Genomic DNA, 20,906 nt, shown 5'->3' with positions numbered 1-20,906 from the left:
GGCAGGCGAGCAAGGGATTTTTCAAGCATGGATCTCAGTGATCTCATCAGCGTCCCGGCGATCATGCCGGCGTTGAAAGCGAATTCCAAAAAGCAGCTTCTGCAATTGCTGTCGGAGAGGGCGTCGGCGATTTCGGGGATTCCGGAACGGGAGGTGTTCGACACCATCCTGCAGCGCGAGCGGCTAGGCTCGACCGGCGTCGGCAACGGCATCGCCATTCCGCACGGCAAGCTCGCCGGCGTGAAGCGGATCGCCGGCGTCTTCGCCCGACTGGAAACGCCGGTTGATTTCGAGGCGCTCGACGACCAGCCGGTCGACTTGGTGTTCCTGCTGCTTGCTCCGGAAGGCGCCGGCGCCGACCATCTCAAGGCGCTGTCGCGCATCGCGCGCGTGCTGCGCGACGCCGACACCGTGGCCAAGGTCAGGGGGACACGCGACGCGGTGGCGATCCATGCCTTGCTGTCGGACACACAGGCCTCGCACGCGGCCTGAAATCTTAGGATTAAAACCTTCGGGGGTCGCCGCGACCGGTCCTTTTGATTTCGAAGGCCTGGAGTCGCATTAGTGGATCGCGACTGTGGTCAGGTCGTTCTCCAGCGCACCCGCCAGCGCGCGGTCACGGGCATCGGAAAGCAGGATCGGCTGGCCGTTGGCGGCAAACAGCGCCCACAGCTCCATGCCGGGCGCGATTTCGTCGAGGCCGGGGAAGCGGCCGCGCAGGTCGTCGCTCGACACTTTCCTGAGATAGGCGACCGAACCTTCGCCGAGATGGGCGAGTTCGCCGCTCGTCATGGTGGTCGTTTCGTCAGTTCTGGTCATTTCAAGCCTCCTTGGCGCGAGGACGCCAGGATTGGCCGCCTCGCATAGAGCCATCGGCGAAGATCAGTCTTTCACCGATATGTTTATTTTCCGTACAAGCCGCTCGGACTCCGGCCGGTCCAGATCGACCGACAACAGGCCGTTCTTCAGTTCCGCCGCGATCACCCGCATGCCGTCGGCCAGCACGAAACAGCGCTGGAACTGGCGCGCGGCGATGCCGCGGTGGAGGAATTCGCGCTCGGTATCGTCAGTCTGACGTCCGCGCACGATCAGCTGGTTTTCCTCCGTGGTGACATCGAGGTCGCTCTCGGCGAAACCGGCAACGGCCAGCGTGATGCGCAGCCTTTCGGCCTTGCCGTCGTCGGCGCTGAGGCGCTCGATATTGTACGGTGGATAGCTGTCACCGGACTTCGCCAGACGCTCAAGCGTCTTTTCCATAGCATCGAAACCCAGAAGAAGCGGGCTGGAGAAAGGCGTCATTCGAGACATTGTTACACTGTCCTCTAAGGAGCGACACAAACTGGAAAAACCCGGATGGCATTTTTCCCGATGGTCTTGATATGGTCCGTCGCGCGATCAAGTTCAAGCCGCCAAATCAGGATGGCGTTTCGTCGAACCGTCATCCTGATTTGGCCTCTTCGTTGGAGCATGATCCTGTCCGAAACCGGATCCCACTTTCGGGATCATGCTCTAAAACCCGCCCAAAAAGACTCCCCAAAAGGAAATGAAATGCCCCAGTCCAGAAAGATCATCATCGACACGGATCCCGGCCAGGACGATGCCGTCGCCATATTGCTGGCGCTCGGCAGCTCCGAGCTGGAGATCGTCGGCATCACCGCGGTTGCCGGCAACGTGCCGCTGAATCTGACCCAGAACAACGCCCGCAAGATCTGCGAGCTGGCCGGCAGGCCGGACGTCAAGGTCTATGCCGGCGCCATACGCCCGCTGGCGCGCCAGCTCGTCACCGCAGAGGAGGTGCACGGCAAGACAGGCCTGAACGGCCCGCAATTGCCCGAGCCGACCATGCCATTGCAGGAACAATACGCCGTCGATTTCATCGTCGAGACGCTGATGCGCGAGGAAAGCGGCACGATCACGCTCTGCCCGCTCGGACCGCTCACCAACATCGCGCTGGCGCTGATCCGCGAGCCGAGGATCGCGCCCCGCATCAAGGAAATCGTCCTGATGGGCGGCGGCTTCTTCGAGGGCGGCAATGTCACGCCGGCCGCCGAATTCAACATCTATGTCGACCCGCAGGCCGCCGATCTGGTGTTCAAATCGGGCATTCCCATCGTGATGATGCCGCTCGACGTCACCCACAAGGCGCTGACCACATCCAAGCGCATACAGGCTTTCCGCCAGCTCGGCACCAAGGTCGGCACCGCGACCGCCGAGATGCTGGAGTTTTTCGAGCGCTACGACGAGGAAAAATACGGCACCGATGGCGGGCCGCTGCACGATCCGTGCGTGATCGCCTATCTGATCAAGCCCGAGCTGTTCAAGGGCCGCCACTGCAATGTCAGCGTCGAGACCGCGTCGGAGCTCACCATGGGCATGACGGTGATCGACTGGTGGGGTGTCACCAAGCGGAAAAAGAACGCCACCGTGATGCACGACATCGACCATGACGGCTTCTTCGCGCTGCTGGTGGAGCGGCTGGGACGGCTCAACTGACCGTCAAGGATCACAAGGCGGACGGCAACCCGTTAAACAATCGATAGGTGTCGGCGCCGTGCTTGTGATGCTGCCGCTCGATGGGGATGACCGAGCCGACAGAGTGAGGAGTCCCCACATCGCCATCGACCAAGACCAGCGCATTGTCGTCTTGAAGACGGACGTCGTAGATATAGTAGATCCCGCGACCAACTGCGGCTTTGGGATTAATAGGTGCCAAGCTGACATGCTCAACTAGGCCCGTCACACGTTGCGTTGCAACGACAGGATCGTTCTGCAGCCTTAAGAGGGAGGCCCCAACCGCAAGCGCCAAGGCGCAAAAGAAAGCGACGCCGAGGACGGCGCCGCTGTACTCGTATCGCCAAATAACCAAGCGATTCCGGAAGGAAACGTTTGACTTGTTCACGACTAAGAGTTGTGGTGGTACCCACAACTCTTCAATATGCTTGCAAAAATAATTGTGCGGACGGCGGCCCGGTCGCTCATTTCGCCTTCGAGAACGCCAGCCATAGCCCGCCCCCGACCAGGAAGCTGCCGCTGATCCTCGACATCAGCCTGACGCGGCTGGCCGACAGCATTCGGCCGGCCCGCCCGGCGGCAAGCGCGTAGGTCGAGTCCGACATGGCGGCGAAGATCATCGCGGTCAGGCCCATGACGACGATCTGCAGCGTGTAATTGCCCTGCGGTGAAATGAACTGCGGGAAGAAAGCGCCGAAGAACACCAGCGTCTTGGGATTGGAAATCGCCACCACGAACCCTTGCAGGAAGAAGCCGCCGCGCGGCTTTTTGGCCGAGCCGTCGGGGTTCAGCGTGCCTTTGGCGCGGAACATCTGCACGCCCATCCAGATGAGATAGGCGGCGCCGATCAGCCGCACCCATTCGAACCAGTGGCCCATGCCGGCGATCAGCGTGTTGAGGCCGATGCCGACGATGGCGATCGTGATGGCAAGGCCGGCCTGGGTGCCGGCCACATTGGCCAAGCCCGCGCGCGAGCCGTGGCGGATGCTGTTGGCGATGATCAGCGTGACCGTGGGTCCCGGCACCAGGATGATGACGATGCAGGCGACGACATAGGTGGCGTAGAGTTCCAGCGACATGATTTTCCTCGAACAGGACAGCGCCGACTTGGGCGGAGCGCGATCAATGCACGGGATTGACGCCGGCGCAAGCTGGTCGGGCAGGGCGGCCCGTCATGCAGCTCCCGCCGCCCAGGGCAGGGTCGCCTCGTAGGCGGCGCCGGCCTGGAGCACAGCGAGGTCGCCGCGCGGGCGGCCGATCAACTGCATGCCCATGGGCCGGCCCTTCTCGTCGAAGCCGACCGGGACGCTGAGCGCCGGGCAGCCGCCCAGGGTGGCGAAGGCGGAGACCTGCATCCAGCGGTGATAGCTGTCCATGGCCCGCCCCGCGACCTCGCGCGGCCAGTGGGTGGTCACTTCGAACGGGAAGACCTGGGCGGTCGGCAGCGCGATCAGGTCGAAGCGCTCGAACAGCGCAAGCAGCGTCCTGTGCCAGGACGTGCGCCGGACTGTCGCGGCATGGACCTGCGGCGCGGTCAAGCGCTTCGCCTGCTCCACTTCCCAGACAGCCTCGGGCTTCAGAAGTTTGCGTTTCACCGGGTCGTCGTAGTGCGCCTTCAGCCCGCAGCCGCTGCTCGCCTGGCGCAAGGTGACAAAGGCCTGCCAGAGCGCCTCGAAATCGACATCCGGGACCAGGGCCTCGCTGTGGAAGGAAGCAGCGGCGAAGCGGGCAAGCGCGGCCTCGCAAAGGTCGAGCACGCCCGGTTCCGTCGGCAGGTGGCCGCCGAGATCGCCCAGCCAGGCGATGCGGCCGCCGGACGCTTTCGCGCCCAAGCCGTCGAGGAACGAACCCTCCTTGGCATATGACAGCGGCGCGTGCGGGTGATAGCCGGCCTGTTCGTCGAGCAGCAGCGCGATGTCGCGAATGTTGCGGCCCATCGGCCCTTCGACGCCCATCTGCGAATGGAAGACATCGAGGTCCGGGCCTGCAGGCACAAGGCCCTGCGAGGGACGGAAGCCGTAGACGTTGTTGTAGGCTGCCGGATTGCGCAGCGAGCCGCCGAAGTCGCTGCCGTCGGCGACCGGCACCATGTCGAGCGCCAGCGCCACGGCCGCGCCGCCGCTCGAGCCGCCGGCGGTCAGCGCCGGGTCGAACGCGTTGAGCGTCGGCCCGAAGACCGGATTGTAGGTGTTGGAGCCCAGCCCGAATTCCGGGACATTGGTCTTGCCGATGATGATGGCACCGGCCTTGCGGACGCGCTCGACGAAGAAATCGTCCACGTCGGGAATGAAATTGGCGAAGATCGGCGAGCCGAAGGTGGTTCTAAGCCCCTTGGTGAGGACGAGGTCCTTGATGGCGATCGGCAGGCCGAAGAGCGGTCCGGCCTTGCCGCCGCGGGCCAGATGAGCATCGGCCCTGTCGGCCTCGGCCAGGATATCGGCGCGCTCGCGCAGCGAAACGACGGCGTTGACAAGCGGGTTCACCGCCTCGATGCGGTCGAGGAAAGCGCCGGCCACCTCGCGCGCCGACAGATGGCGCTGCCTGATCTTGCCGGCAAGCTCGACGGCGGAGAGGCGGCAGATATCGCCGGCTGGCGGCACTGCGTGCTTGGTGACGGGACGCATGGCCATTACCGCGCCGCCACCAGGGCGGCCTCGACATCCTTTGCCACCGGAATGGCCGGCTGCGCGCCGGGTTTCAGGCAGGCGAGCGAGCCGGCCGCGGCGGCGCGGGTGAGCGCCTCCAGAAGCGGCAGCCCGGACGACAGGCCGGCGCCGAAATAACCGCAGAAGGTGTCGCCCGCGCCAACCGTGTCGACCGGCGTGATCTTCAGCGCCGGAACGGTGAGGAAATCGTCCGGCGTGGCGGCGAGCACGCCGTCGCCACCGAGCGTGACGACGATGGCGCGGCCCGTCTTCTTGGCATAGTCGCGCATGCGGGCAGGGCGGTCGCGCCCCGAAAGCGCCAGCGCCTCGCCATAGAGATCGAACTCGGTTTCGTTGGCGACGGCATAGTCGGCCTTGCCGACGAAGCCGGCGGCCTCGGCACGGAAAGGGGCGGTGTTGAGCACGCTGACGGCGCCCGCCGCGCGCGCCGCGTCGAGCGTGGCGTCGACCGTTTGCAGCGGGATCTCATGCTGCAGGAGCACGACGTCGCCCTTTTTGAGAAAGGCCTTGGCGACATCGCCCGGCACCACCGAATCATTGGCGCCCGGCACGACGGCGATGACGTTCTCTCCATCGGCGCCGACCAGGATCAGCGCCGTGCCGGTGGAGGCGAAGCTCTGGCCGACACCGGAGAGATCGACATTGCCGGCCTTGAGAAGAGCGAGCGCCTCGGCGGCAAAACCATCCTTGCCGACCGCGCCCACCATGCGCACCGACGCGCCGGCGCGCGCCGCGGCCAGGGCCTGGTTGGCGCCCTTGCCGCCGGGCGCGGTGGCGAAGCCGGAGCCGCGCACCGTCTCGCCGGGCTCCGGCAAGCGGTCGACATTGGCGATGAGGTCCAGGTTGATCGAACCGACAACGATAATCAAAAAACTGCCTCCCGTTGAAGCGGATCAGCCTGCGCTGAAAGGCGGACCTGCTCCAAGACTCTGCTTTTGCGCAAGTCCAGGCGAAATGCGTGGAGCGTTTCCAGGAATTGCGGGCTGGGCGCGAAGCTAGCCGCAAAGTCCGCCGGTTGCCAGATCATGTGGCCGTCCGCGCGGCTTGGCCCACAGCATCATTCGCAACGGACGGTGACCTGGGCCTGGTAACTACCGGCCGGAAAGATGCCTGGAGACTTCGTGGCGGTCAGATCGACCTGGATGGTGTGGGTGCCGTTGGTCAGCTTTTGCGGCGAGCCGCCCGGGATATCGAGCCCCGAGCCGTCGAGGCGGAAGACGGAGGCGAAAGAGACATTAGTGTCGCCACCGCTCGGCGCCGACGTGAAGGCGATCGGCGCCGGCGCGGAGACGGTATAGCAGTCTAGCAGGTTCAGGATCGAACACAGCGTCGAGTTCGCGGTGATGGTGGCGCCGGCGCTCGACCCGCCCGCCTGCTTGGAGCCAAAGATGTTGATGGCGGGGTTTGGTTTCATCGTTCCCGAGGCGCCGATCATGATCGTGCAGGTGCCGATGATCGCCGCCTGCGCCGGGAGATAGAGGCCGGCGAGCGCTGCCAGCGCGAACAGCGCGCGGCTATTTCCGCTTCTTTTTCTTTTCACTGCCGGTCGTGCCTCTGATGCTCCAGCCTTCGTTGGCCCATCGTGCTGATTTGACCTGGGCTGCGCTGGCCTGGGGCTCGAGACCCTGAGGCGTGGGGGCGGCCACACTTCCTGTCGTCTGGCCGTCGGAGCCGAGGCCCATTTTGAGAAGCTTCAATTCAAGCTGCAGCCGCTCGACTTCCAACTCGTAGAGGCGGCTGCAATCGACGCGTTTCGGAGTCCGCCCGATCGGGATCACCACGCGGCCATATGTGGCGATGTCGCTGTTGGTCTGGTTGCCCGAGTTGTTGCCGCGGATGACGCCAAGGTCGAGATAGGCGCCGCTGCCGGAAACGGCCGAGCGGCAGGTCGTGCCGTCACTGGCATGAACCTCATCCTGGCCCTGAGGCAGGCTGACGCCGGGCAGGCTGAAACCCGTCTGGTTCTGATTCAGGTTCAGGATATCCTCGGCAAGCCCCCGACTTATGACAGCCAGGACGGACAGCAGGGACAAGGTCAGAACCTGCGATGCCCGAAGAACTTTCCGCATATCTGTGCCCTTATCTGGGTCTGCTCGCTTGGAAAGGGGATACTCTCGGTACAGATACGCACTTTACGCTCGTTCGCGCCGTCGAACGGGACGACCACCAGGACAGGGCGCGACGCCTGGCCGGCCAGAAGGAAGGCGCTTGGCGTGATCCTGGCGTCGACCGGTTGGAAATCCTGGTCGTAGACATGGACTTCGACACGAATGCGCTGGTTGTACGGATTGCCCGGGAAGACGCGGACGGCGAAGGCATCCGTGAAGGATCGCACCTCGCCGCGCATCGGCGTCATCGACTGGCCGGTCGCGGCCATGGGAGACAGCGCGGCAGTCAGGCCCGCCGCCAGAATTGCAATCGTTCTCAAGGACCGCTCCTTTCGCGAGAGGGCTATTCGCAGCGCAGCGTCACGGTTGCTTGATAGTTGCCGGCGGAGAAGCGGTTGGTGCCGCTCTTGGTGCCCGCAAGATTGATCGCGACCGTCGACGTGCCCGGCGCCGTCAGTGCCGTCGCAGTGCCGGTTTCGGCAATCGTCTGAGCGCCAGAAGTGGCGAAGGTGGGGGTCCATGTCGTCGCCGTCGCGTCCGAGGCCGGCACGGTCGTCGTGGTTACCGGGTCGACGCTGAGCGAGACGCCGCCCGTGGTATCGACCTGAGCGCTGCCGGCTGAGCCGCCGGCATTATGCGAGCTCAGCGACTGAAGATTGCTGCTGACGGTCATCGTGCCGTTGGAGTTGATCGTGACCGTGCAGGTCGCGGTGATCGTACCATTGAACAGCACGTTTCCGGTGGTGGCGGCCGATGCTGCCTGGCCGGCGCAGGCGGCCAGCACGCTCGCAGCCGTGGCGGCGCGAAAGAACTTCATTGAGACCCCGCTTTCGAGCCGGACAATGCGGCTCAACGTTGGGGTTATCTTCTCTTTGTCGTGGTTAATTTAGCGTTAAGTGAAATAACGCCTGAAAGCAACTTCAAAGAAAACCGACGATAACCAGAGGTTGTCGCCGGTTGTATCTCACGCATAAAACAATGTATTTATTTGGCTTGTGCCAGTTTATATTATGATGCGCGGTTTTTCGCAACGGGATGCGAAAAAATCGATTGTTTCAGGACGTCGCTTGCCCCGCTTCCCAACCGAGGATGGCGCGCTTGCGCGTCAGGCCCCAGTGATAGCCGGTGAGCGCGCCGGACTTGCCCAGCGCCCGGTGACAGGGCACCACGAAGGACATCGGGTTGGCGCCCACGGCCGCGCCGACGGCCCGGCTGGCGCTTGGATGGCCGATGCTTGCCGCGATCGAGGAATAGGTGCAGGCCCGGCCCATCGGGATGCGCAGCAACGCTTCCCAGACGCGAAGCTGGAAATCGGTGCCGATCATCACCACGCGCAGCGGCTGGTCGGCGCGCCATTTTGTCGGGTCGAAGACCCGCGCGGCGTAAGCCTGGGTGGCCGACATGTCCTCGACGTAGGTCGCGTTCGGCCAGCGGCCGGACATGTCGGCGAAGGCGGCCCGCTCGCCGCCGGCGTCACAGAAGGCGAGGCCGGCGAGGCCGCGGTCGGTGACCATGATCAGCGCGATGCCGAAAGGCGAGATGTGATAGCCGTAGCGGATGGTGAGACCCGCCCCCCGGGTCTTGTAGTCGCCGGGCGACATCGCCTCATGGGTGACGAAGAGGTCGTGCAGCCGGCCGGGACCGGACATGCCGAGCTCGAACGAGGTCTCCAAGAGCGGCATGCCGGAATCGAGCAGCCTGCGCGCGTGGTCGAGCGTCACCGCCTGCAGGAAGGCCTTTGGCGACAGGCCGGCCCAGCGGGTGAAGAGTTTCTGCAGGCCGGTCGGCGTCTCGCCGACTTCCTCGGCCAGGACCTCGAGCGAGGGCTGGTCGCGATAGTCGAGGCTGATCTTCTCGATGGCGCGGCGCACGACCTCGTAGTCGCTGCCTTCCGGCGTGATGTCGTTCTCAAGGATCGCGGTCGGTTTCATGCGGGTATTCATCGTCATCTGAGCGTTCATGGCAATATCTCCTTGGTCCCGAATATCGGTCTTCCAGAACTTTGCCTCCACCCGAAACTTGCCTTCCTGCCACCCACACCCAGATAGAGTCGGTTTCGGGCCGAAGAGGACGATCATGGCCGGCGAAAAGGTTGATATGACGGGGGCAAGGGAAACCTTGCTGATGACGCTCTACGGCAAGGCGCTGGAGAGTCGGCTGCCCAATTCGTTGCTTCAGGATCGCTTCGCCGACGAGGCGGTGCGCAAGATCGACTATGATTTCGCAAGGCTCAAGGTCGACGGCAATCTCGGGCTGGGATTTGCAATCAGGGCGAAGGCGCTGGACGTCTGCGTCGCGGATTTCCTCGCAAGATATCCGGACGCGATCGTGCTGCATCTGGGATGCGGGCTCGATACACGGATATTTCGCGTCGACCCACTGCCAGGCGTCGATTGGTTCGACGTCGACTATCCGGACGTCGTCGAGCTCAGGCGCAGGCTCTATCCGCACAGGGACCAGTATCGTCTGATCGCTTCCTCTGTGACCGAACCGGACTGGCTGGCCGAGGTGCCGCGCAATCGCCCGGCGATGATCGTGGCCGAGGGATTGACGCCATACCTCGCCGCCGACGAGGGGCTGCGGCTGTTTGCGCGGCTTGTCTCGCATCTGGCCGGCGGCGAGTTGATGTTCGACGCCTACAGCCGTTTCGGACTGAAGCTGATGCGTCTCAGCCCTGCCTTGAAGGCAACGGGCGCCGAAGTTCATTGGGCCATTGAGGATCCGCGCGAACTGGAGCGAGCCATCCCGAAACTTCGCTTCATCGGCGAGGTCCCATCCTACAAGCCGGAGCAAGGGGCGCGCCTGGGCTGGTCAGCGCGTCTGTTCGTCGGTCTCTGGAAGCTCATCCCAGCGATGCGCAAGGTCGGCAGGCTGTTGCGCTACCGGTTCTGAAACGCTTGAGCGTCAGCGCGCCTTGGCGGTCGCTAGCGCGCGCGAAAAGGCGGTGGCGAAACTCTCGCGGTCGTCGGGATTGAGGAAGCCGCCGATCGCCACGCTCTTGCCTTGCGCTTCGACGGCCATCTTGGTGATGCCGATCTCGCTGTGGCGGGCAATCGAGAACCGCGTCCAGAACGGGTTGAAGCGATGGTTTTCCGAGCGGCCTGAAGGGGCGGTCTTGCGAATGTCGAGACTGGTGCGCGAGACCGAGATTTCCTCGCGGGCGCGCGCGGCCCGGTAATTGGCGCGGAAAGCGATGTAGACGGCGATCACGTCGAGGCCGAAGAAGCCGAACACCGGCCAGGCGCCGTGCGCCAGGAAGAAGGCGCCGGTGATCGCCCAGCCGAACAGAAGCGCGCCCATCAGAATCAGGAAGCCGGTGCGGCCGAGCGAGCGGTGCGGCGTCAGCAAGGCCTGGAAAAATGGCTCGTCGGCTTGGAACGAGGCGTTTGTGTCGCTCATGAGGGAATATTATAGGAAGGGATATGGCGCCTCCCAAGTCGAAAAAATCCGTAGCTGTCAAAAAGTCTCAACCTTCCACTGCCGGTGGCAGCCGGGCGCCTGGTCGGCGGCCGCGAAAGACCGCCTCGCGGTCGCTCTATAGCCCCGCCGAGGTGCACGAGATCTTCCGGCGCTTTTGCGTGCAGCGGCCTGAGCCGAAAGGCGAGCTCGACTATGTCAACGCCTTCACCCTGCTGGTCGCGGTGGTGCTGTCCGCGCAAGCGACGGACGCCGGCGTCAACAAGGCGACGAAGGCGCTGTTCGCGGCGGCCGACACGCCGGCCAAGATGCTGGCGCTGGGCGAGGCCAAGGTCGGCGATTATATCCGCACCATCGGTCTGTGGCGCAACAAGGCCAAGAACGTGATCGCGTTGTCGAAGGCGCTGATCGACGACCATGCGGGCCAGGTGCCTCAGGATCGCGACGAGCTGGTGAAGCTGCCGGGCGTTGGGCGCAAGACCGCCAATGTGGTGCTCAACGTCGCCTTCGGCCAGCACACGATGGCGGTCGATACGCATATCTTGCGCATCGGCAACCGGATCGGGCTGGCGCCGGGCAAGACGCCGGAACAAGTCGAAGAAGGGCTGCTCAAGGTCATCCCGGCCGAATATATGCGCCATGCGCATCACTGGTTGATCCTGCACGGCCGCTATGTCTGCAAGGCGCGCAAGCCCGACTGCCCGGCCTGCGTCATCGCCGACATCTGCAAGTCGAAGGAAAAGACCACCGACGTGCCGGCCCCGCTGGTGCCGATCGCGCCGCTGGACGAGACGTTTCCGGTCGAGGCCGTCTGACTCGGTAAGACCAGGCCGTGTTCTAATACCCGTAGCCGCGCGCCATGGCCGCGGCAAAAACCGGAATGAGCAGGAAGATGAAGCCCTCGGCGCGGACATAGTTCTTCACCGAGGCCAGTTCCGCCGCCGGTACCGCGAAAGACGGATTGCCGCTCGCCTGCCTGTTCCAGGAGATGAAGCGCATAGTCGGCACGATCGACAGCAGACCGACGATGGCGAAGGCCACCATCTTTGCCCAGAACACCCAATTGTAGATATAGAATTCCCAGCCTTTCAGGCCGAAGAACACACGGCAGACGCCGACGATGACGATGAGCGCGGCGATGATGCCGTAGTGGCGGTCGATGCCGGCAAGGCGCTTCAGCGTCGCCGCCGCCAGATCGCCGCGCACCAGCACGAACTCCGCGCCGATGATGCCGGCCAGCGAGAACACCAGAAGGTGATGCGCGATCGCCAGCAACAGGTCCGTGGTGTCCATGGTGCGTCTCCGGTCGACTTGCGTTTTTGGGTCGGTTTCGCCCGCAAACTAGCATCGCCAGGCGAAAAGCCCATAGCGATGCAGCCGTGCCATGGCCATTATGGCTGGAAGAGCCAACGCATTGGCCTGGCTCTTGATCCGGCGAGCTGGTTTGCTAAGCGCTGTCGCGTCAATGGAGGGCAATGCCATGAGCATCAAAACGGAAGCCGGCGTGCCGATCCTCGAGACGGCGCGCACCGTTTTGCGGCCGCACAGGCTCGGCGATTTCGAGACCTATGCCGCCATGTGGGCCGAGCCCGCCGTCACCCGTTTCATCGGCGGCAAGCCGCGCACGCGCGAGGAGAGCTGGATGCGCTTCCTGCGCCATGCCGGCCTGTGGTCGCTGATCGGCTACGGTTTCTGGGCGATCGAGGACAAGGACACGAAGCGCTTCATCGGTGAGGCCGGGTTCCACGATCTGAAGCGTGAGATCGAGCCGTCGATCGAAGGCGTGCCGGAGGCCGGCTGGGCACTGGCCTCGGAGGCGCATGGCCAGGGGCTTGCGAGCGAAGTCGTCGGGCGGATCGTCGCCTGGAGCGACGAGGCGTTGCGACAGGCGAGAACCGTCTGCATCATCGATCCGGAAAACGGTGCTTCGCTCAAGGTGGCCGAGAAGAACGGCTATTGCGAAATCCTGCGCACCACCTATCACGAAAAGCCGACGATCCTGTTGGAGAGGCCGGCTGGAGGGGTTGTCCCCCAGTTCCCGACACAGGGATTTTGAAAGGTCGCTATTTGTCTTGGTGCAAGATTTTCCATTCATGTCCGCGAAATCAGCGCAAACGCCGGGGATTGGTCGAGAGCCGCCCAACCTCGTCATTCTATGGCGGAGCAAGGAGCGAAGCGACGCGCGCAGACCATAGAATCCATTCCGTGACTTGGAAGCGCCGCCACGGTGCGGAATTCTGCTCCGTTGCACGCCTTGGCGAAGGTAACGGCATGGATTCCAGGGTCTTCGCGACGGAGCTTCGCTCCTGCTCCGCCCTGGAATGACGATCGCGTGGGCGTTTCGGCCAATCTCCAAGGCACGCCGCCTGCCACGCAAACCCTTTAGAGGGCTGGATAATTAGCCGGCTTTGCGGCGCAGCGTCTGCGCCAAAGTCTCCCAGCTATCCGCCGTTGCATCGCGCTCGCTGCGATTGCCGCGCACAACGGTGGCGGCGTCGAACGGCTGGGGTCGCGCGATCGCATAGCCCTGCGCGTAGTCGACGCCGATCGCTTTCAAGGCTTCGACGATGCCGTCGCTTTCGACGAATTCGGCGATGGTGCGTTTTCCCGTCACCTTGCCGATATGATGGATCATCTCGACCATCGCGCGATCGATGCGGTCGTCGAGCATATCCTTGACGAAGCTGCCGTCGATCTTGAGGTAATCGACCGGCAAATGCTTCAGATAGGCGAAGGACGACATGCCGGAGCCGAAATCGTCGAGCGCGAAGCGGCAGCCCAGTCCTCGCAGGTCGGCGATGAAGCGCATGGCCTCGGTCAGATTGGCGATGGCGCTGGTCTCGGTGATCTCCAGGCAGATCGTTTCGGGCGCAATGGCGTGCGCGGCGAACTGCTCGCGCATGAAGCCGAGAAACGTCTCGTCGCCGAACGTGGCGCCGGAGAGATTGATCGCGCAGGTGGATATCGGCGTCGCGCGCGGGTCGGTGCGTCTGGCCGCCAATGTGGCGAAGGCGTTTCGCACCACCCAGCGGTCGATCGCCGGCATCAGTCCGTAACGCTCCGCCGCCGGGATGAAGCTCTGCGGGGTGACGAAGCTGCCGTCCTCGTCGGTCAGCCTGAGCAGGATTTCGATATGTGCCCCTGGCTCGGCAATATCGTCCCGCAGCGGCGCGATCTCCTGCGCATGCAACCTGAAGCGGTTCTCATCCAGCGCGGCATGCAGGCGCTGCACCCAGGCCATCTCGCCGAAACGCTCGCGAAGCGCGGTGTCGCCGTCGCTGTGGATCTGGACGCGGTTGCGGCCCTTTTCCTTGGCCATGTAGCAGGCGACGTCGGCGGCGCGCAGCACCTCTTCCAGCGTCATGCCGGCATTGGCGACTTCGACCATGCCGATGCTGACGCTGATGTTGAAGGGACGTCCATCCCAGGAGAAATGCAGATCCTGGACCGTGGCGCGCAGCCTTTCGGCCGTCGCCGCGGCACAGTCGGTATCGCAATCGAAGAGCAGCACGCCGAACTCGTCGCCGCCCAGTCTCGCCAGGATATCGCCGGGCGGCAGCTCGTTTGCGAGCAGCACCGAGATCTGGCGCAGCAACTGGTCGCCGGCGGCATGGCCGCAGGTATCGTTGACCAGCTTGAACTGATCGAGATCGAGATACATCAGCGCGTGCCGGCGCGACCTTTCCGGCGCCTCGGAGATCGCGCTTGCCAGACGGTTCTCGAAGTCGCGGCGGTTGACGAGACCGGTCAGCGCGTCATGCGATGCCTGCCACGACAGGCGCTCGATATAGTCCTGCTCACGTGTCATGTCGTGCAGGGCAAGGACGCACCCCAGGATCGTGCCGGAGACGATCAGCGGAGCGCCGTTCAGCGCCACCGGCACGACCGAACCGTCGGGACGCTCCAGAAGCTGCGGGCGCACATTGGAGCGGCGCGGCTCGCCCGCCAGCAGGCGCGGGACCAGATCGGACTCCTCGACGCCGCTGTCCTTGTCGACGAGCCGGAACAACGAGGCGACCGGCCTGCCCTTGGCGGCGGCCAGCGAACAGGCAAGCAGCCTTTCCGCTCCGGCATTCATATAGTCCAGCCGCCCCTCGGCATCGGTGCTGATGACTGCCTGGCCGATCGAAGCCAATGTGATCTGGGCACGCTCGCGCTCGGCATTGAGGGCGTTCTGGAAGGCCTGGCGCTGCTTCATCAGCTTGCGCGTGCGCCAGACGGCGAGCAGGATAAGCAGGGCGGCGGTGGCGAGATTGGCCGCCGTCAGCGCCATTTTGATGAAGCGCGATCCCTCGCCGAGACTGTCGGAAAAGGCTTTGGACAGAGGCCCGATCCGGTGGTCGATCTGGTGGATTTGCGCTTTCCAGAGGCCGATCTCGGCCGACGATCCCGGCCCCTTTTCGAGCCTGCGATGCATGTCGTCGCCAAGTCTTTCGATGGCGAGGATCATCTCGTCGGCGTCCGTCCAGTGGCGGATCGCGGTGTCGAGATAGCTGACGCTGCGGAAATTCCGGAACAGCCAGATCAGGCCGGCGACATCGTCGGGATGGTTGTTGCCGCCAAGAAAGCCAAGCCTGGCCGCATTCGTATCGGGCTCGGCCTGTTCGAGCGCCAGCCGCGCGGCGCGATCGGCCAGCGGCACGGCGATGGCTTGACGATATTCGCTGAAATACTCTTCCCGGCCGGTGTCGGCATAAAGGCTGAGGAAATAGATGGCGTGCTTCTGCCCCTTCGACCATTGGCTTTCGCCGCCGACATAGGCGCGGACAGCTGACAGCGTGTGGAGGCTAAGCGTCGCAACCAGCGCCTGGATCAGGACGACCGCGACGAAAGGCCAGACCAGCCCGATGAGACGCGGGGCGGCATCGGCCAATGAGAGCTTCATCCCATTCCCATGGAGCTCATATGCTGGCTCCCTCGGTGTCCGTCCGGCTGGTTCATCCGCCGGTTGAGACGGTGTTCTTCCCTGCATGTCGTCCGGTTACTGGCGACATCAATCCAGATAGCGCGCCTGGCTTAACAGCCGATAAATTTGTCCAGTATTTGTTTCATGAGTTATTGCTCAGCAACAAAAGGACGCTTACGCCGCGTGATGCCGATATTTTGTGCATAGTATCGATCCACAGTGCGAGGACGCGGAAGAAAAAAGCCGGCCACATCAATCCGATAGCGCCGCGTGGCAGCCGCGTCTCAGCGCTTGGTCTTGGATTTGTTGAGGGCCACGGCCTCGCGGACGAGCGCCTTCAGGGCGTCGGCGTCGACCGTGTCGCCTTCCTTGAAATCGATGGCGCGCCTGGTGTTGCCTTCGAGGCTGGAGTTGAAGAGCTTCTTGGGATCGGGCAGCGCCGCGCCCCTGGCGAAGGTCAGCTTGACGACAGCCTTGTAGGTCTCGCCGGTGCAGATGATGCCGGCATCCTCCCAGACCGGCACGCCGCGCCATTTCCATGTCTCGACGGCTTCGGGCGCGGCTTGCCTGATCAAGGCGCGGAGCCGTGCAAGCGTCTCGCCTCGCCAGTCGCCGAGTTCCTTGATCCTTACGTCGATCAGCTCGGATGCAGACTTGCCGTCCTGTGCGCTGCCTTCTTGCATATCCGGTTCTCCTTCGGGCTGGATAAGAGATTGCCACCGTTGTCGCTTCCGGGAAACGGCGCTTGATCGTTCGTGCGCTTACATCCGTTCGCCGGGCAGCTGGCTTGCCTGCTTCACCCAGGAGACGAACTGCTCCTCGTCGAGCCGGTCGCTCTCATGGATGTGGAAATAGCGTGTGTCCCTGCTCTTGGATTCGACAGGCGGCACCGGTTCCAGCGACAGGCCGCGGAAGAACGCCACCTTGATGTATCTGGCGAAGCAATGGATACCGAGAAACCAGCCTTCGCCTTCCATTCCGTAGAAGGGAGAGTTCCATTTGACGGCCTTCTGCACGTTGGGAACGGCCTTAACGATGAGCTGGTCGAGCCGGCGCCCGACCTCGCTCTTCCAGCCCGGCATCGCCGCGATATAGGCCTGGACAGGCGCGTCGCCATAGCCCTTGGCGATCTGCGGGTTGCCGCCTGAAAGCAGGACGGGCTTCTTGTCCGGGGAACCGGCGGCAACCTTTTGCGATTTTACCTTCGCCATCAGGCCGATCCCATGCGCTCGCGCACCGGCTCATCGCGCCGCTTGGCGGCATAGGGCAGCACGAACATGTAAAGGCCGCTGAACAGCAGCAGGAAAAGCGGAACCAACGGCGAATAGACGATCCAGGCGGGCGGCGGGCCCATGGCCATGGCGGCGAAATTGGCAATGACGGTGACGGTGAAGATGATCGACAGCCAGCGGTGAAGCTGCCTGATCCATTTGCTCCAGTTCAATCAAACCTCCCTTGCAAATGACGATACGGATCGAGCTGCCTACCAGCGCGCCAGCTGCGAAAGCTGAATGAGGTTGCCGCAGGTGTCGTTGAGCTCCGCGATGGTGGCGCCGGTCACCGCGGTCGGCGCCATGGCGAAGCTGCCGCCGTTGGCCTTGATGCGCTCATGGTCGCTCTTGATGTCGTCGGTGAACAGCATCAGCGCCGGCTGGCCCTGCTTGAAGATGGCCTGCTGATAAGTCTTTGCCGCCGGATTGTCGTTGAGGGCCAGCTGCAGCTCGGTGCCGTCCGGATCGTCAGGCGAGGTGACGGTCAGCCAGCGAAACGGCCCATTGGTGAAGTCGGCCTTCTTCGTGAAGCCCAGAATTTCAGTATAGAAGCCAAGAGCCTTTTCCTGGTCGTCGACATAGATGCTGGTCAGCTTGATCTTCATTTTCGTGTCTCCATTGCTTACGCCCGCGGTTTGCCGTCCCGCCGGGACCCATGTCTGTCTTTTGAAGCTTCGGCGGGCTTCAATCGATCCGCGAAAGCAGCTGTTCCAGGGCCGTGAAGTTGCGCTTCCAGCCCACCGTGGCGCCGCGGTAGTACGGCTCCTGATCGGTGCGGAAGCCGACCTGCTCCATGCGCAGATGCGTGCCCGTGCCCGTCGGGGTGAGCGTCCAGGTGACGACGCTCTCGAGATCCTTGGTGTCCCAGCTGTAGGACAGGGTCCGGTTGGGCTCGACCGTCCGCACCTGGCAGTCGACGCCTCCCCATTCGGCGCTCATATTGAAGCGATGGTCCACGACCGGCTTGAAGCTGTTCTTCATCAGCCACTCCTCGATGAGATGCGGTTGGGTGAGCGCGCGCCAGATCTTTTCCGGCGGAAAAGGTATCTCGCGCTCGACGACGACTGAGCGCGTTGCTGCCTCATTCATTGATCCATCCTTTTGAGCAGGTCTTCCAGATCGTCGAACCGGCTTTCCCAAAACCCCGCCATGTCGCGCGTCCAGTCCATCAACGGCGCCAGCGCCTTGAGCTGGGCGCTGTAATGGGTCTGGCGCCCTTCATGGCGGTCGCGCACCAGTCCCGCCTCCTTGAGGACGCCCAGATGCTTCGACACAGCCGGCTGCGATACGCCGGCCTGCGCGGTCAGGGCACCGACCGTCTGCTCGCCCTGGCGGCAGAGACGTTCGAAGATGGCGCGTCGCGTCGGATCGGCAAGCGTCCTGAACAGCATATCGTGCGCGGTCGTCATTTTTAATCAATAACTCGTTGGCTATTGATTGACGTATAACCATTGGGATATGCATGAGTCAAGCAGCGAATGAGGGTACCAGGCCGGAGCCGCTGCTGGTGGGCCTATACCGGCACGCCGGCAAGGCCGTTCCCGGACGACATTGAATAGCTGGTTGCTTATGCCGGGTCTGTTGGCGGAACAGTCAAATCCCTCAACAGCGCCGAAAGCTCCGGCTCGTCGATGAGCAGGGCGGCGTCGGCCGCCGGCAGCCATGCGCGCTGCCTGTTCGCGGCTTCCTGCCAGTCAACAAGCTCCTCGGTGACCTCGAGCAGATAGACCGCAACGTCCACGCGAATGAAGCCGTTGGCCATGCGTTTCCAATAGGAATAGGTGCCGGCAGGCTGCTTCAGCGTCTTGCCGAGAACGCCGGCTTCTTCCTGGGCTTCGATCATTGCGGCCTTGCGCCCGCTCTTGCCCTTCATCGGCCAACCCTTGGGTACGATGAAGCGCCGCGTGGTGCGTGAGGTGACCAGCAACACTTCGAGGCTGCCGTCTTCCCGCACCCGATACGGAATGGCCGCCACCTGGCGGATCCGTTGGCCCTTCTTGGCTCTGCGAACTGCTTTCTTCTTGGTTGTTGCCATCCCAAATTCCGCTGAGAGCAGCATCCCTGCCACACGCTCTCCGCGCGGCAAAAACCTTCCCTCTGCAAACCCTAAAACCGCCGCCCTTGCAATCCGGCATTTTGCCAGCAAGTAAGTCGGCTAATAAACTGAAAAAAACAAAATGTCAGCGGCAAACCCGCGAAATCGTGTTGCCGACCGCTTCCATCCGACAGGTGTTGCCGTACACCGGCACATCGGGCCGGGGCTTGGGCGCGCTCTGCCGGTCAAGCTCGCGATACAATTGCTGCTGCTGCTGGTATTGCTGCCGCTGCAGCCGGTTCTGCAACTGCTGCAGCTCATTCTGCTGTACCAACGCGTTGCGATTCGTCGGGATGACGATCTGCGCATAAGACGGCGCAACCTGAGAAACCGCGGCCATCAGCACGGCGCCGGCCAGAACAGCCTGAGTGTGACGAAGCATCCGCACGGGTCCCATACGAAAAACCATGCGTTTCATATAGTGCGGGCGGCCCGCAACGCCATGGCTAACCGCCAAATGTGATGCGGCTCACGGAGGCTGCGCGATTGCCGTCATATGACGACTGGTAAACGCCCTGCGATTTGGTCAGTGTCCCTTACGTAAGTTTTAGGGTTCCACAACCGAAAAGTTAGGATATCCTAAAAAAGGCACCGCTCAGCAACCGGACGGTGCATCGACTTGGACGGGCGTGACGCGGCCTGCAAGCCGCAAGGGACGTGGCGCTGACTTAAGGGTGGTAAGCGCGATCACGACGGGGTGGGGACATGTCGCTGTTTTGGAATCGGCGCGCGCAATGCGCATTGCGCATTGCAGATCATCGGGCTGCGTTCGGTCGGCCAATCGGGGCGCCTACCGAAGCCGGCGACTTGAGTGCCAGGCGCACCGCAATTTTCGCTGGTCGTCTTGCTTTGCTGCTCGGCGCGACGGCTCTGGCCGGGCTCACCGTTTATTGTGGTTCCGCCCATGCGCAGGTGGTGATCAACAATGATGGGGCGGCTGGCGACGGCGGCGCCAACGCTTTCGGCGATTCGGACGGTGAGAACGGCGACCCCGGTGGAAATTCCACCTTTACCAACAATAGTCCCATCTCCACGGTGGGAACGGCTGCGTTTGTCGGCAGCGCCAAGGGCGGCAACGGCGGCGACGGCGGCACCGTCATCCACGCCACCGCAATCCCGCCCTTTGTCGAACTCGAGGGCGGCGACGGCGGAAATGGCGGCTCCGGCGGTGTCGTCGACATCACCAACACGTCGGTGCTGCAGACGTCAGGCGGATCCGCCGATGGCATCATCGCCAACGCAAACGGCGGCAACGGCGGCGATGGGGGATTCGCTGCCTCTCTGGGCCTGTCGGATGGGGGCGTCGGCGGTCGCGGCGGCAATGGCGGCACAGCCACTGTCACCACCACTTCCAGCAGCGACATAACCACGACCGGCGACCTCTCCAATGGTATCAGCGCCATCTCGGACGGCGGCAATGGTGGTGACGGCGGCTTCGCTGGGGCTATCGGCAGCGGCGATGGCGGCGACGGCGGAGCGGGCGGTTACGGTGGTCCCGCCTCGGTCGACAATGCAGGCACGATCCTCACGCAAGGGGCGTTCTCGAAGGGCATTCTCGTGCGTTCCGCCGGCGGCGTTGGCGGCGATGGCGCCGGTGGCGGCGGCCTGATCGCCGGCGGCGGCGGCAATGGCGGCGTGCCGACCGTCGGCGGCACGGCGGACGGAAAAAATTCCGGCAACATCACAACGATGGGCGACTATGCCAGCGGCATGGTCGTGCAGTCGGTGGGCGGCGGTGGCGGCGACGGCGGCGGGGCGTTCGGATTGTTCGGCGGCGGCGGCTCGGGCGCCGGCGGCAATGATGGCGGCAAGGCCACGGGAACAAACACCGGCAACATCACCACCAACGGTATCGCGGCGATCGGCATGCTGGTCGAATCGGTGGGTGGCGGCGGTGGTGACGGCGGCGGCGCGGCCGGCATCGTTTCGATC

At 63.6% G+C, this 20,906-nt stretch carries 27 protein-coding genes and 1 pseudogene; 6 read left to right on the top strand and 22 right to left on the bottom strand.

Translation table 11 applies throughout. The annotated features are described in order from the left end of the window. Positions 1-27 precede the first annotated feature (27 nt). Positions 28-492 (top strand): PTS IIA-like nitrogen regulatory protein PtsN, encoded by a 465-nt coding sequence (gene ptsN, locus FJ956_RS04170; protein WP_140674164.1) that lies wholly within the window; start codon positions 28-30, stop codon positions 490-492. A 69-nt stretch (positions 493-561) separates the two neighbouring features. On the opposite strand, the gene FJ956_RS04165 is transcribed toward ptsN, so the two are convergent. Both FJ956_RS04165 and FJ956_RS04160 read right to left on the bottom strand, forming a co-directional pair. After that, positions 562-819, bottom strand: a complete 258-nt coding sequence (locus FJ956_RS04165) for a DUF1150 family protein (RefSeq protein ID WP_140658061.1) — start codon at positions 817-819, stop codon at positions 562-564. A gap of 63 nt (positions 820-882) precedes the next feature. Next, complete coding sequence (locus FJ956_RS04160; RefSeq protein WP_140674166.1) at positions 883-1,308, bottom strand: Hsp20 family protein; 426 nt, start codon at positions 1,306-1,308, stop codon at positions 883-885. A 240-nt stretch (positions 1,309-1,548) separates the two neighbouring features. Between FJ956_RS04160 and FJ956_RS04155 the strand changes: the two genes are divergently transcribed. After that, the gene (locus FJ956_RS04155; protein WP_140674168.1) at positions 1,549-2,493 is read left to right on the top strand and encodes a nucleoside hydrolase; all 945 of its coding nucleotides are present in this window, start codon (positions 1,549-1,551) and stop codon (positions 2,491-2,493) included. Between the two features lie 10 nt (positions 2,494-2,503). Here the strand turns inward: FJ956_RS04155 and FJ956_RS04150 are convergent, their stop codons facing one another. The 9 genes from FJ956_RS04150 to FJ956_RS04110 form a co-directional block, all read right to left on the bottom strand. Further along, positions 2,504-2,899 carry a hypothetical protein gene (locus FJ956_RS04150; RefSeq protein WP_140674170.1) on the bottom strand — a complete coding sequence of 132 codons (396 nt, stop codon included), beginning with the start codon at positions 2,897-2,899 and terminating at the stop codon, positions 2,504-2,506. Positions 2,900-2,975: 76 nt separating this feature from the next. After that, positions 2,976-3,590 (bottom strand): LysE family translocator, encoded by a 615-nt coding sequence (locus tag FJ956_RS04145; RefSeq protein WP_140674172.1) that lies wholly within the window; start codon positions 3,588-3,590, stop codon positions 2,976-2,978. A gap of 93 nt (positions 3,591-3,683) precedes the next feature. Then, complete coding sequence (locus FJ956_RS04140) at positions 3,684-5,141, bottom strand: amidase (RefSeq protein ID WP_181170115.1); 1,458 nt, start codon at positions 5,139-5,141, stop codon at positions 3,684-3,686. After that, positions 5,141-6,046 (bottom strand): ribokinase, encoded by a 906-nt coding sequence (locus FJ956_RS04135; protein ID WP_140674174.1) that lies wholly within the window; start codon positions 6,044-6,046, stop codon positions 5,141-5,143. The genes FJ956_RS04140 and FJ956_RS04135 overlap by 1 nt, the downstream gene beginning before the upstream one ends. A gap of 188 nt (positions 6,047-6,234) precedes the next feature. Then, positions 6,235-6,717, bottom strand: coding sequence for a hypothetical protein (locus tag FJ956_RS04130; RefSeq protein ID WP_140674176.1), 483 nt, complete (start codon positions 6,715-6,717; stop codon positions 6,235-6,237). Next, on the bottom strand, positions 6,692-7,246 hold the full coding sequence (locus FJ956_RS04125) for a hypothetical protein (RefSeq protein ID WP_140674178.1): 555 nt from the start codon (positions 7,244-7,246) through the stop codon (positions 6,692-6,694). Before FJ956_RS04125 ends, FJ956_RS04130 begins: the two co-directional genes overlap by 26 nt. After that, positions 7,213-7,605, bottom strand: a complete 393-nt coding sequence (locus tag FJ956_RS04120) for a hypothetical protein (protein WP_246671997.1) — start codon at positions 7,603-7,605, stop codon at positions 7,213-7,215. The genes FJ956_RS04125 and FJ956_RS04120 overlap by 34 nt, the downstream gene beginning before the upstream one ends. Before the next feature lie 23 nt (positions 7,606-7,628). After that, positions 7,629-8,102 carry a hypothetical protein gene (locus tag FJ956_RS04115; RefSeq protein ID WP_140674181.1) on the bottom strand — a complete coding sequence of 158 codons (474 nt, stop codon included), beginning with the start codon at positions 8,100-8,102 and terminating at the stop codon, positions 7,629-7,631. A gap of 238 nt (positions 8,103-8,340) precedes the next feature. Then, positions 8,341-9,246 carry a methylated-DNA--[protein]-cysteine S-methyltransferase gene (locus tag FJ956_RS04110; protein WP_181170116.1) on the bottom strand — a complete coding sequence of 302 codons (906 nt, stop codon included), beginning with the start codon at positions 9,244-9,246 and terminating at the stop codon, positions 8,341-8,343. Between the two features lie 115 nt (positions 9,247-9,361). On the opposite strand from FJ956_RS04110, the gene FJ956_RS04105 reads away from it, so the two are divergent. Beyond that, positions 9,362-10,177 carry a class I SAM-dependent methyltransferase gene (locus tag FJ956_RS04105; protein WP_140674183.1) on the top strand — a complete coding sequence of 272 codons (816 nt, stop codon included), beginning with the start codon at positions 9,362-9,364 and terminating at the stop codon, positions 10,175-10,177. A gap of 12 nt (positions 10,178-10,189) precedes the next feature. Here FJ956_RS04105 and FJ956_RS04100 read toward each other — a convergent pair whose 3' ends face one another. After that, entirely contained in the window at positions 10,190-10,684 is a 495-nt protein-coding gene (locus FJ956_RS04100) for a DUF2244 domain-containing protein (RefSeq protein ID WP_140674186.1), read from the bottom strand. 23 nt (positions 10,685-10,707) lie between these two features. Here FJ956_RS04100 and nth point away from each other — a divergent pair, with 23 nt between their 5' ends. Continuing rightward, positions 10,708-11,517: an endonuclease III gene (gene nth / locus FJ956_RS04095; RefSeq protein ID WP_140674188.1), complete on the top strand. Its 810-nt coding sequence runs from the start codon at positions 10,708-10,710 to the stop codon at positions 11,515-11,517. Positions 11,518-11,539: 22 nt separating this feature from the next. On the opposite strand, the gene FJ956_RS04090 is transcribed toward nth, so the two are convergent. Then, a complete protein-coding gene (locus tag FJ956_RS04090) occupies positions 11,540-11,995 on the bottom strand; it encodes a DUF2214 family protein (RefSeq protein WP_140674190.1) in 456 nt (151 codons plus the stop codon). A 187-nt stretch (positions 11,996-12,182) separates the two neighbouring features. Between FJ956_RS04090 and FJ956_RS04085 the strand changes: the two genes are divergently transcribed. After that, the gene (locus tag FJ956_RS04085) at positions 12,183-12,758 is read left to right on the top strand and encodes a GNAT family N-acetyltransferase (protein ID WP_140674192.1); all 576 of its coding nucleotides are present in this window, start codon (positions 12,183-12,185) and stop codon (positions 12,756-12,758) included. A gap of 342 nt (positions 12,759-13,100) precedes the next feature. Here the strand turns inward: FJ956_RS04085 and FJ956_RS04080 are convergent, their stop codons facing one another. The 9 genes from FJ956_RS04080 to FJ956_RS04040 form a co-directional block, all read right to left on the bottom strand. Further along, positions 13,101-15,587 carry an EAL domain-containing protein gene (locus FJ956_RS04080; RefSeq protein WP_140674194.1) on the bottom strand — a complete coding sequence of 829 codons (2,487 nt, stop codon included), beginning with the start codon at positions 15,585-15,587 and terminating at the stop codon, positions 13,101-13,103. A gap of 305 nt (positions 15,588-15,892) precedes the next feature. Further along, a complete protein-coding gene (locus FJ956_RS04075; protein ID WP_140674196.1) occupies positions 15,893-16,291 on the bottom strand; it encodes a DUF1801 domain-containing protein in 399 nt (132 codons plus the stop codon). 78 nt (positions 16,292-16,369) lie between these two features. After that, entirely contained in the window at positions 16,370-16,819 is a 450-nt protein-coding gene (locus FJ956_RS04070) for a DUF1801 domain-containing protein (protein WP_140674198.1), read from the bottom strand. After that, the gene (locus FJ956_RS04065; protein ID WP_140674200.1) at positions 16,819-17,052 is read right to left on the bottom strand and encodes a hypothetical protein; all 234 of its coding nucleotides are present in this window, start codon (positions 17,050-17,052) and stop codon (positions 16,819-16,821) included. Before FJ956_RS04065 ends, FJ956_RS04070 begins: the two co-directional genes overlap by 1 nt. Positions 17,053-17,091: 39 nt before the next feature. Continuing rightward, the gene (locus FJ956_RS04060; protein WP_140674202.1) at positions 17,092-17,484 is read right to left on the bottom strand and encodes a VOC family protein; all 393 of its coding nucleotides are present in this window, start codon (positions 17,482-17,484) and stop codon (positions 17,092-17,094) included. A gap of 79 nt (positions 17,485-17,563) precedes the next feature. Beyond that, positions 17,564-17,968, bottom strand: coding sequence for an SRPBCC domain-containing protein (locus FJ956_RS04055; protein ID WP_140674204.1), 405 nt, complete (start codon positions 17,966-17,968; stop codon positions 17,564-17,566). Beyond that, positions 17,965-18,288, bottom strand: coding sequence for a metalloregulator ArsR/SmtB family transcription factor (locus tag FJ956_RS04050; protein WP_040990288.1), 324 nt, complete (start codon positions 18,286-18,288; stop codon positions 17,965-17,967). The genes FJ956_RS04055 and FJ956_RS04050 overlap by 4 nt, the downstream gene beginning before the upstream one ends. A gap of 158 nt (positions 18,289-18,446) precedes the next feature. Then, positions 18,447-18,914, bottom strand: coding sequence for an NUDIX hydrolase (locus tag FJ956_RS04045; RefSeq protein ID WP_140674229.1), 468 nt, complete (start codon positions 18,912-18,914; stop codon positions 18,447-18,449). A 145-nt stretch (positions 18,915-19,059) separates the two neighbouring features. Further along, positions 19,060-19,356, bottom strand: a complete 297-nt coding sequence (locus FJ956_RS04040) for a hypothetical protein (protein ID WP_246671998.1) — start codon at positions 19,354-19,356, stop codon at positions 19,060-19,062. 425 nt (positions 19,357-19,781) lie between these two features. Here FJ956_RS04040 and FJ956_RS30970 point away from each other — a divergent pair. Beyond that, a pseudogene (locus tag FJ956_RS30970) lies at positions 19,782-20,906 on the top strand (autotransporter outer membrane beta-barrel domain-containing protein); the annotation flags it as partial.

It is taken from the genome of Mesorhizobium sp. B2-4-3 (assembly GCF_006442815.1).
Classification (GTDB): domain Bacteria; phylum Pseudomonadota; class Alphaproteobacteria; order Rhizobiales; family Rhizobiaceae; genus Mesorhizobium.
Note: the sequence above shows the minus strand (reverse complement) of the source record. Positions and strands in the feature narration are given on the sequence as shown.

Excerpts from the sequence above, each read along its gene's own strand:
- ptsN (WP_140674164.1), top strand. The coding sequence starts at position 28 with ATGGATCTCAGTGATCTCATCAGCGTCCCGGCGATCATGCCGGCGTTG.
- FJ956_RS04165 (WP_140658061.1), bottom strand. The coding sequence starts at position 819 with ATGACCAGAACTGACGAAACGACCACCATGACGAGCGGCGAACTCGCC.
- FJ956_RS04160 (WP_140674166.1), bottom strand. The coding sequence starts at position 1,308 with ATGTCTCGAATGACGCCTTTCTCCAGCCCGCTTCTTCTGGGTTTCGAT.
- FJ956_RS04155 (WP_140674168.1), top strand. The coding sequence starts at position 1,549 with ATGCCCCAGTCCAGAAAGATCATCATCGACACGGATCCCGGCCAGGAC.
- FJ956_RS04145 (WP_140674172.1), bottom strand. The coding sequence starts at position 3,590 with ATGTCGCTGGAACTCTACGCCACCTATGTCGTCGCCTGCATCGTCATC.
- FJ956_RS04140 (WP_181170115.1), bottom strand. The coding sequence starts at position 5,141 with ATGGCCATGCGTCCCGTCACCAAGCACGCAGTGCCGCCAGCCGGCGAT.
- FJ956_RS04125 (WP_140674178.1), bottom strand. The coding sequence starts at position 7,246 with ATGCGGAAAGTTCTTCGGGCATCGCAGGTTCTGACCTTGTCCCTGCTG.
- FJ956_RS04115 (WP_140674181.1), bottom strand. The coding sequence starts at position 8,102 with ATGAAGTTCTTTCGCGCCGCCACGGCTGCGAGCGTGCTGGCCGCCTGC.
- FJ956_RS04110 (WP_181170116.1), bottom strand. The coding sequence starts at position 9,246 with ATGAACGCTCAGATGACGATGAATACCCGCATGAAACCGACCGCGATC.
- FJ956_RS04105 (WP_140674183.1), top strand. The coding sequence starts at position 9,362 with ATGGCCGGCGAAAAGGTTGATATGACGGGGGCAAGGGAAACCTTGCTG.
- FJ956_RS04100 (WP_140674186.1), bottom strand. The coding sequence starts at position 10,684 with ATGAGCGACACAAACGCCTCGTTCCAAGCCGACGAGCCATTTTTCCAG.
- nth (WP_140674188.1), top strand. The coding sequence starts at position 10,708 with ATGGCGCCTCCCAAGTCGAAAAAATCCGTAGCTGTCAAAAAGTCTCAA.
- FJ956_RS04090 (WP_140674190.1), bottom strand. The coding sequence starts at position 11,995 with ATGGACACCACGGACCTGTTGCTGGCGATCGCGCATCACCTTCTGGTG.
- FJ956_RS04085 (WP_140674192.1), top strand. The coding sequence starts at position 12,183 with ATGAGCATCAAAACGGAAGCCGGCGTGCCGATCCTCGAGACGGCGCGC.
- FJ956_RS04080 (WP_140674194.1), bottom strand. The coding sequence starts at position 15,587 with ATGAAGCTCTCATTGGCCGATGCCGCCCCGCGTCTCATCGGGCTGGTC.
- FJ956_RS04075 (WP_140674196.1), bottom strand. The coding sequence starts at position 16,291 with ATGCAAGAAGGCAGCGCACAGGACGGCAAGTCTGCATCCGAGCTGATC.
- FJ956_RS04070 (WP_140674198.1), bottom strand. The coding sequence starts at position 16,819 with ATGGCGAAGGTAAAATCGCAAAAGGTTGCCGCCGGTTCCCCGGACAAG.
- FJ956_RS04060 (WP_140674202.1), bottom strand. The coding sequence starts at position 17,484 with ATGAAGATCAAGCTGACCAGCATCTATGTCGACGACCAGGAAAAGGCT.
- FJ956_RS04055 (WP_140674204.1), bottom strand. The coding sequence starts at position 17,968 with ATGAATGAGGCAGCAACGCGCTCAGTCGTCGTCGAGCGCGAGATACCT.
- FJ956_RS04050 (WP_040990288.1), bottom strand. The coding sequence starts at position 18,288 with ATGACGACCGCGCACGATATGCTGTTCAGGACGCTTGCCGATCCGACG.
- FJ956_RS04045 (WP_140674229.1), bottom strand. The coding sequence starts at position 18,914 with ATGGCAACAACCAAGAAGAAAGCAGTTCGCAGAGCCAAGAAGGGCCAA.
- FJ956_RS04040 (WP_246671998.1), bottom strand. The coding sequence starts at position 19,356 with ATGCTTCGTCACACTCAGGCTGTTCTGGCCGGCGCCGTGCTGATGGCC.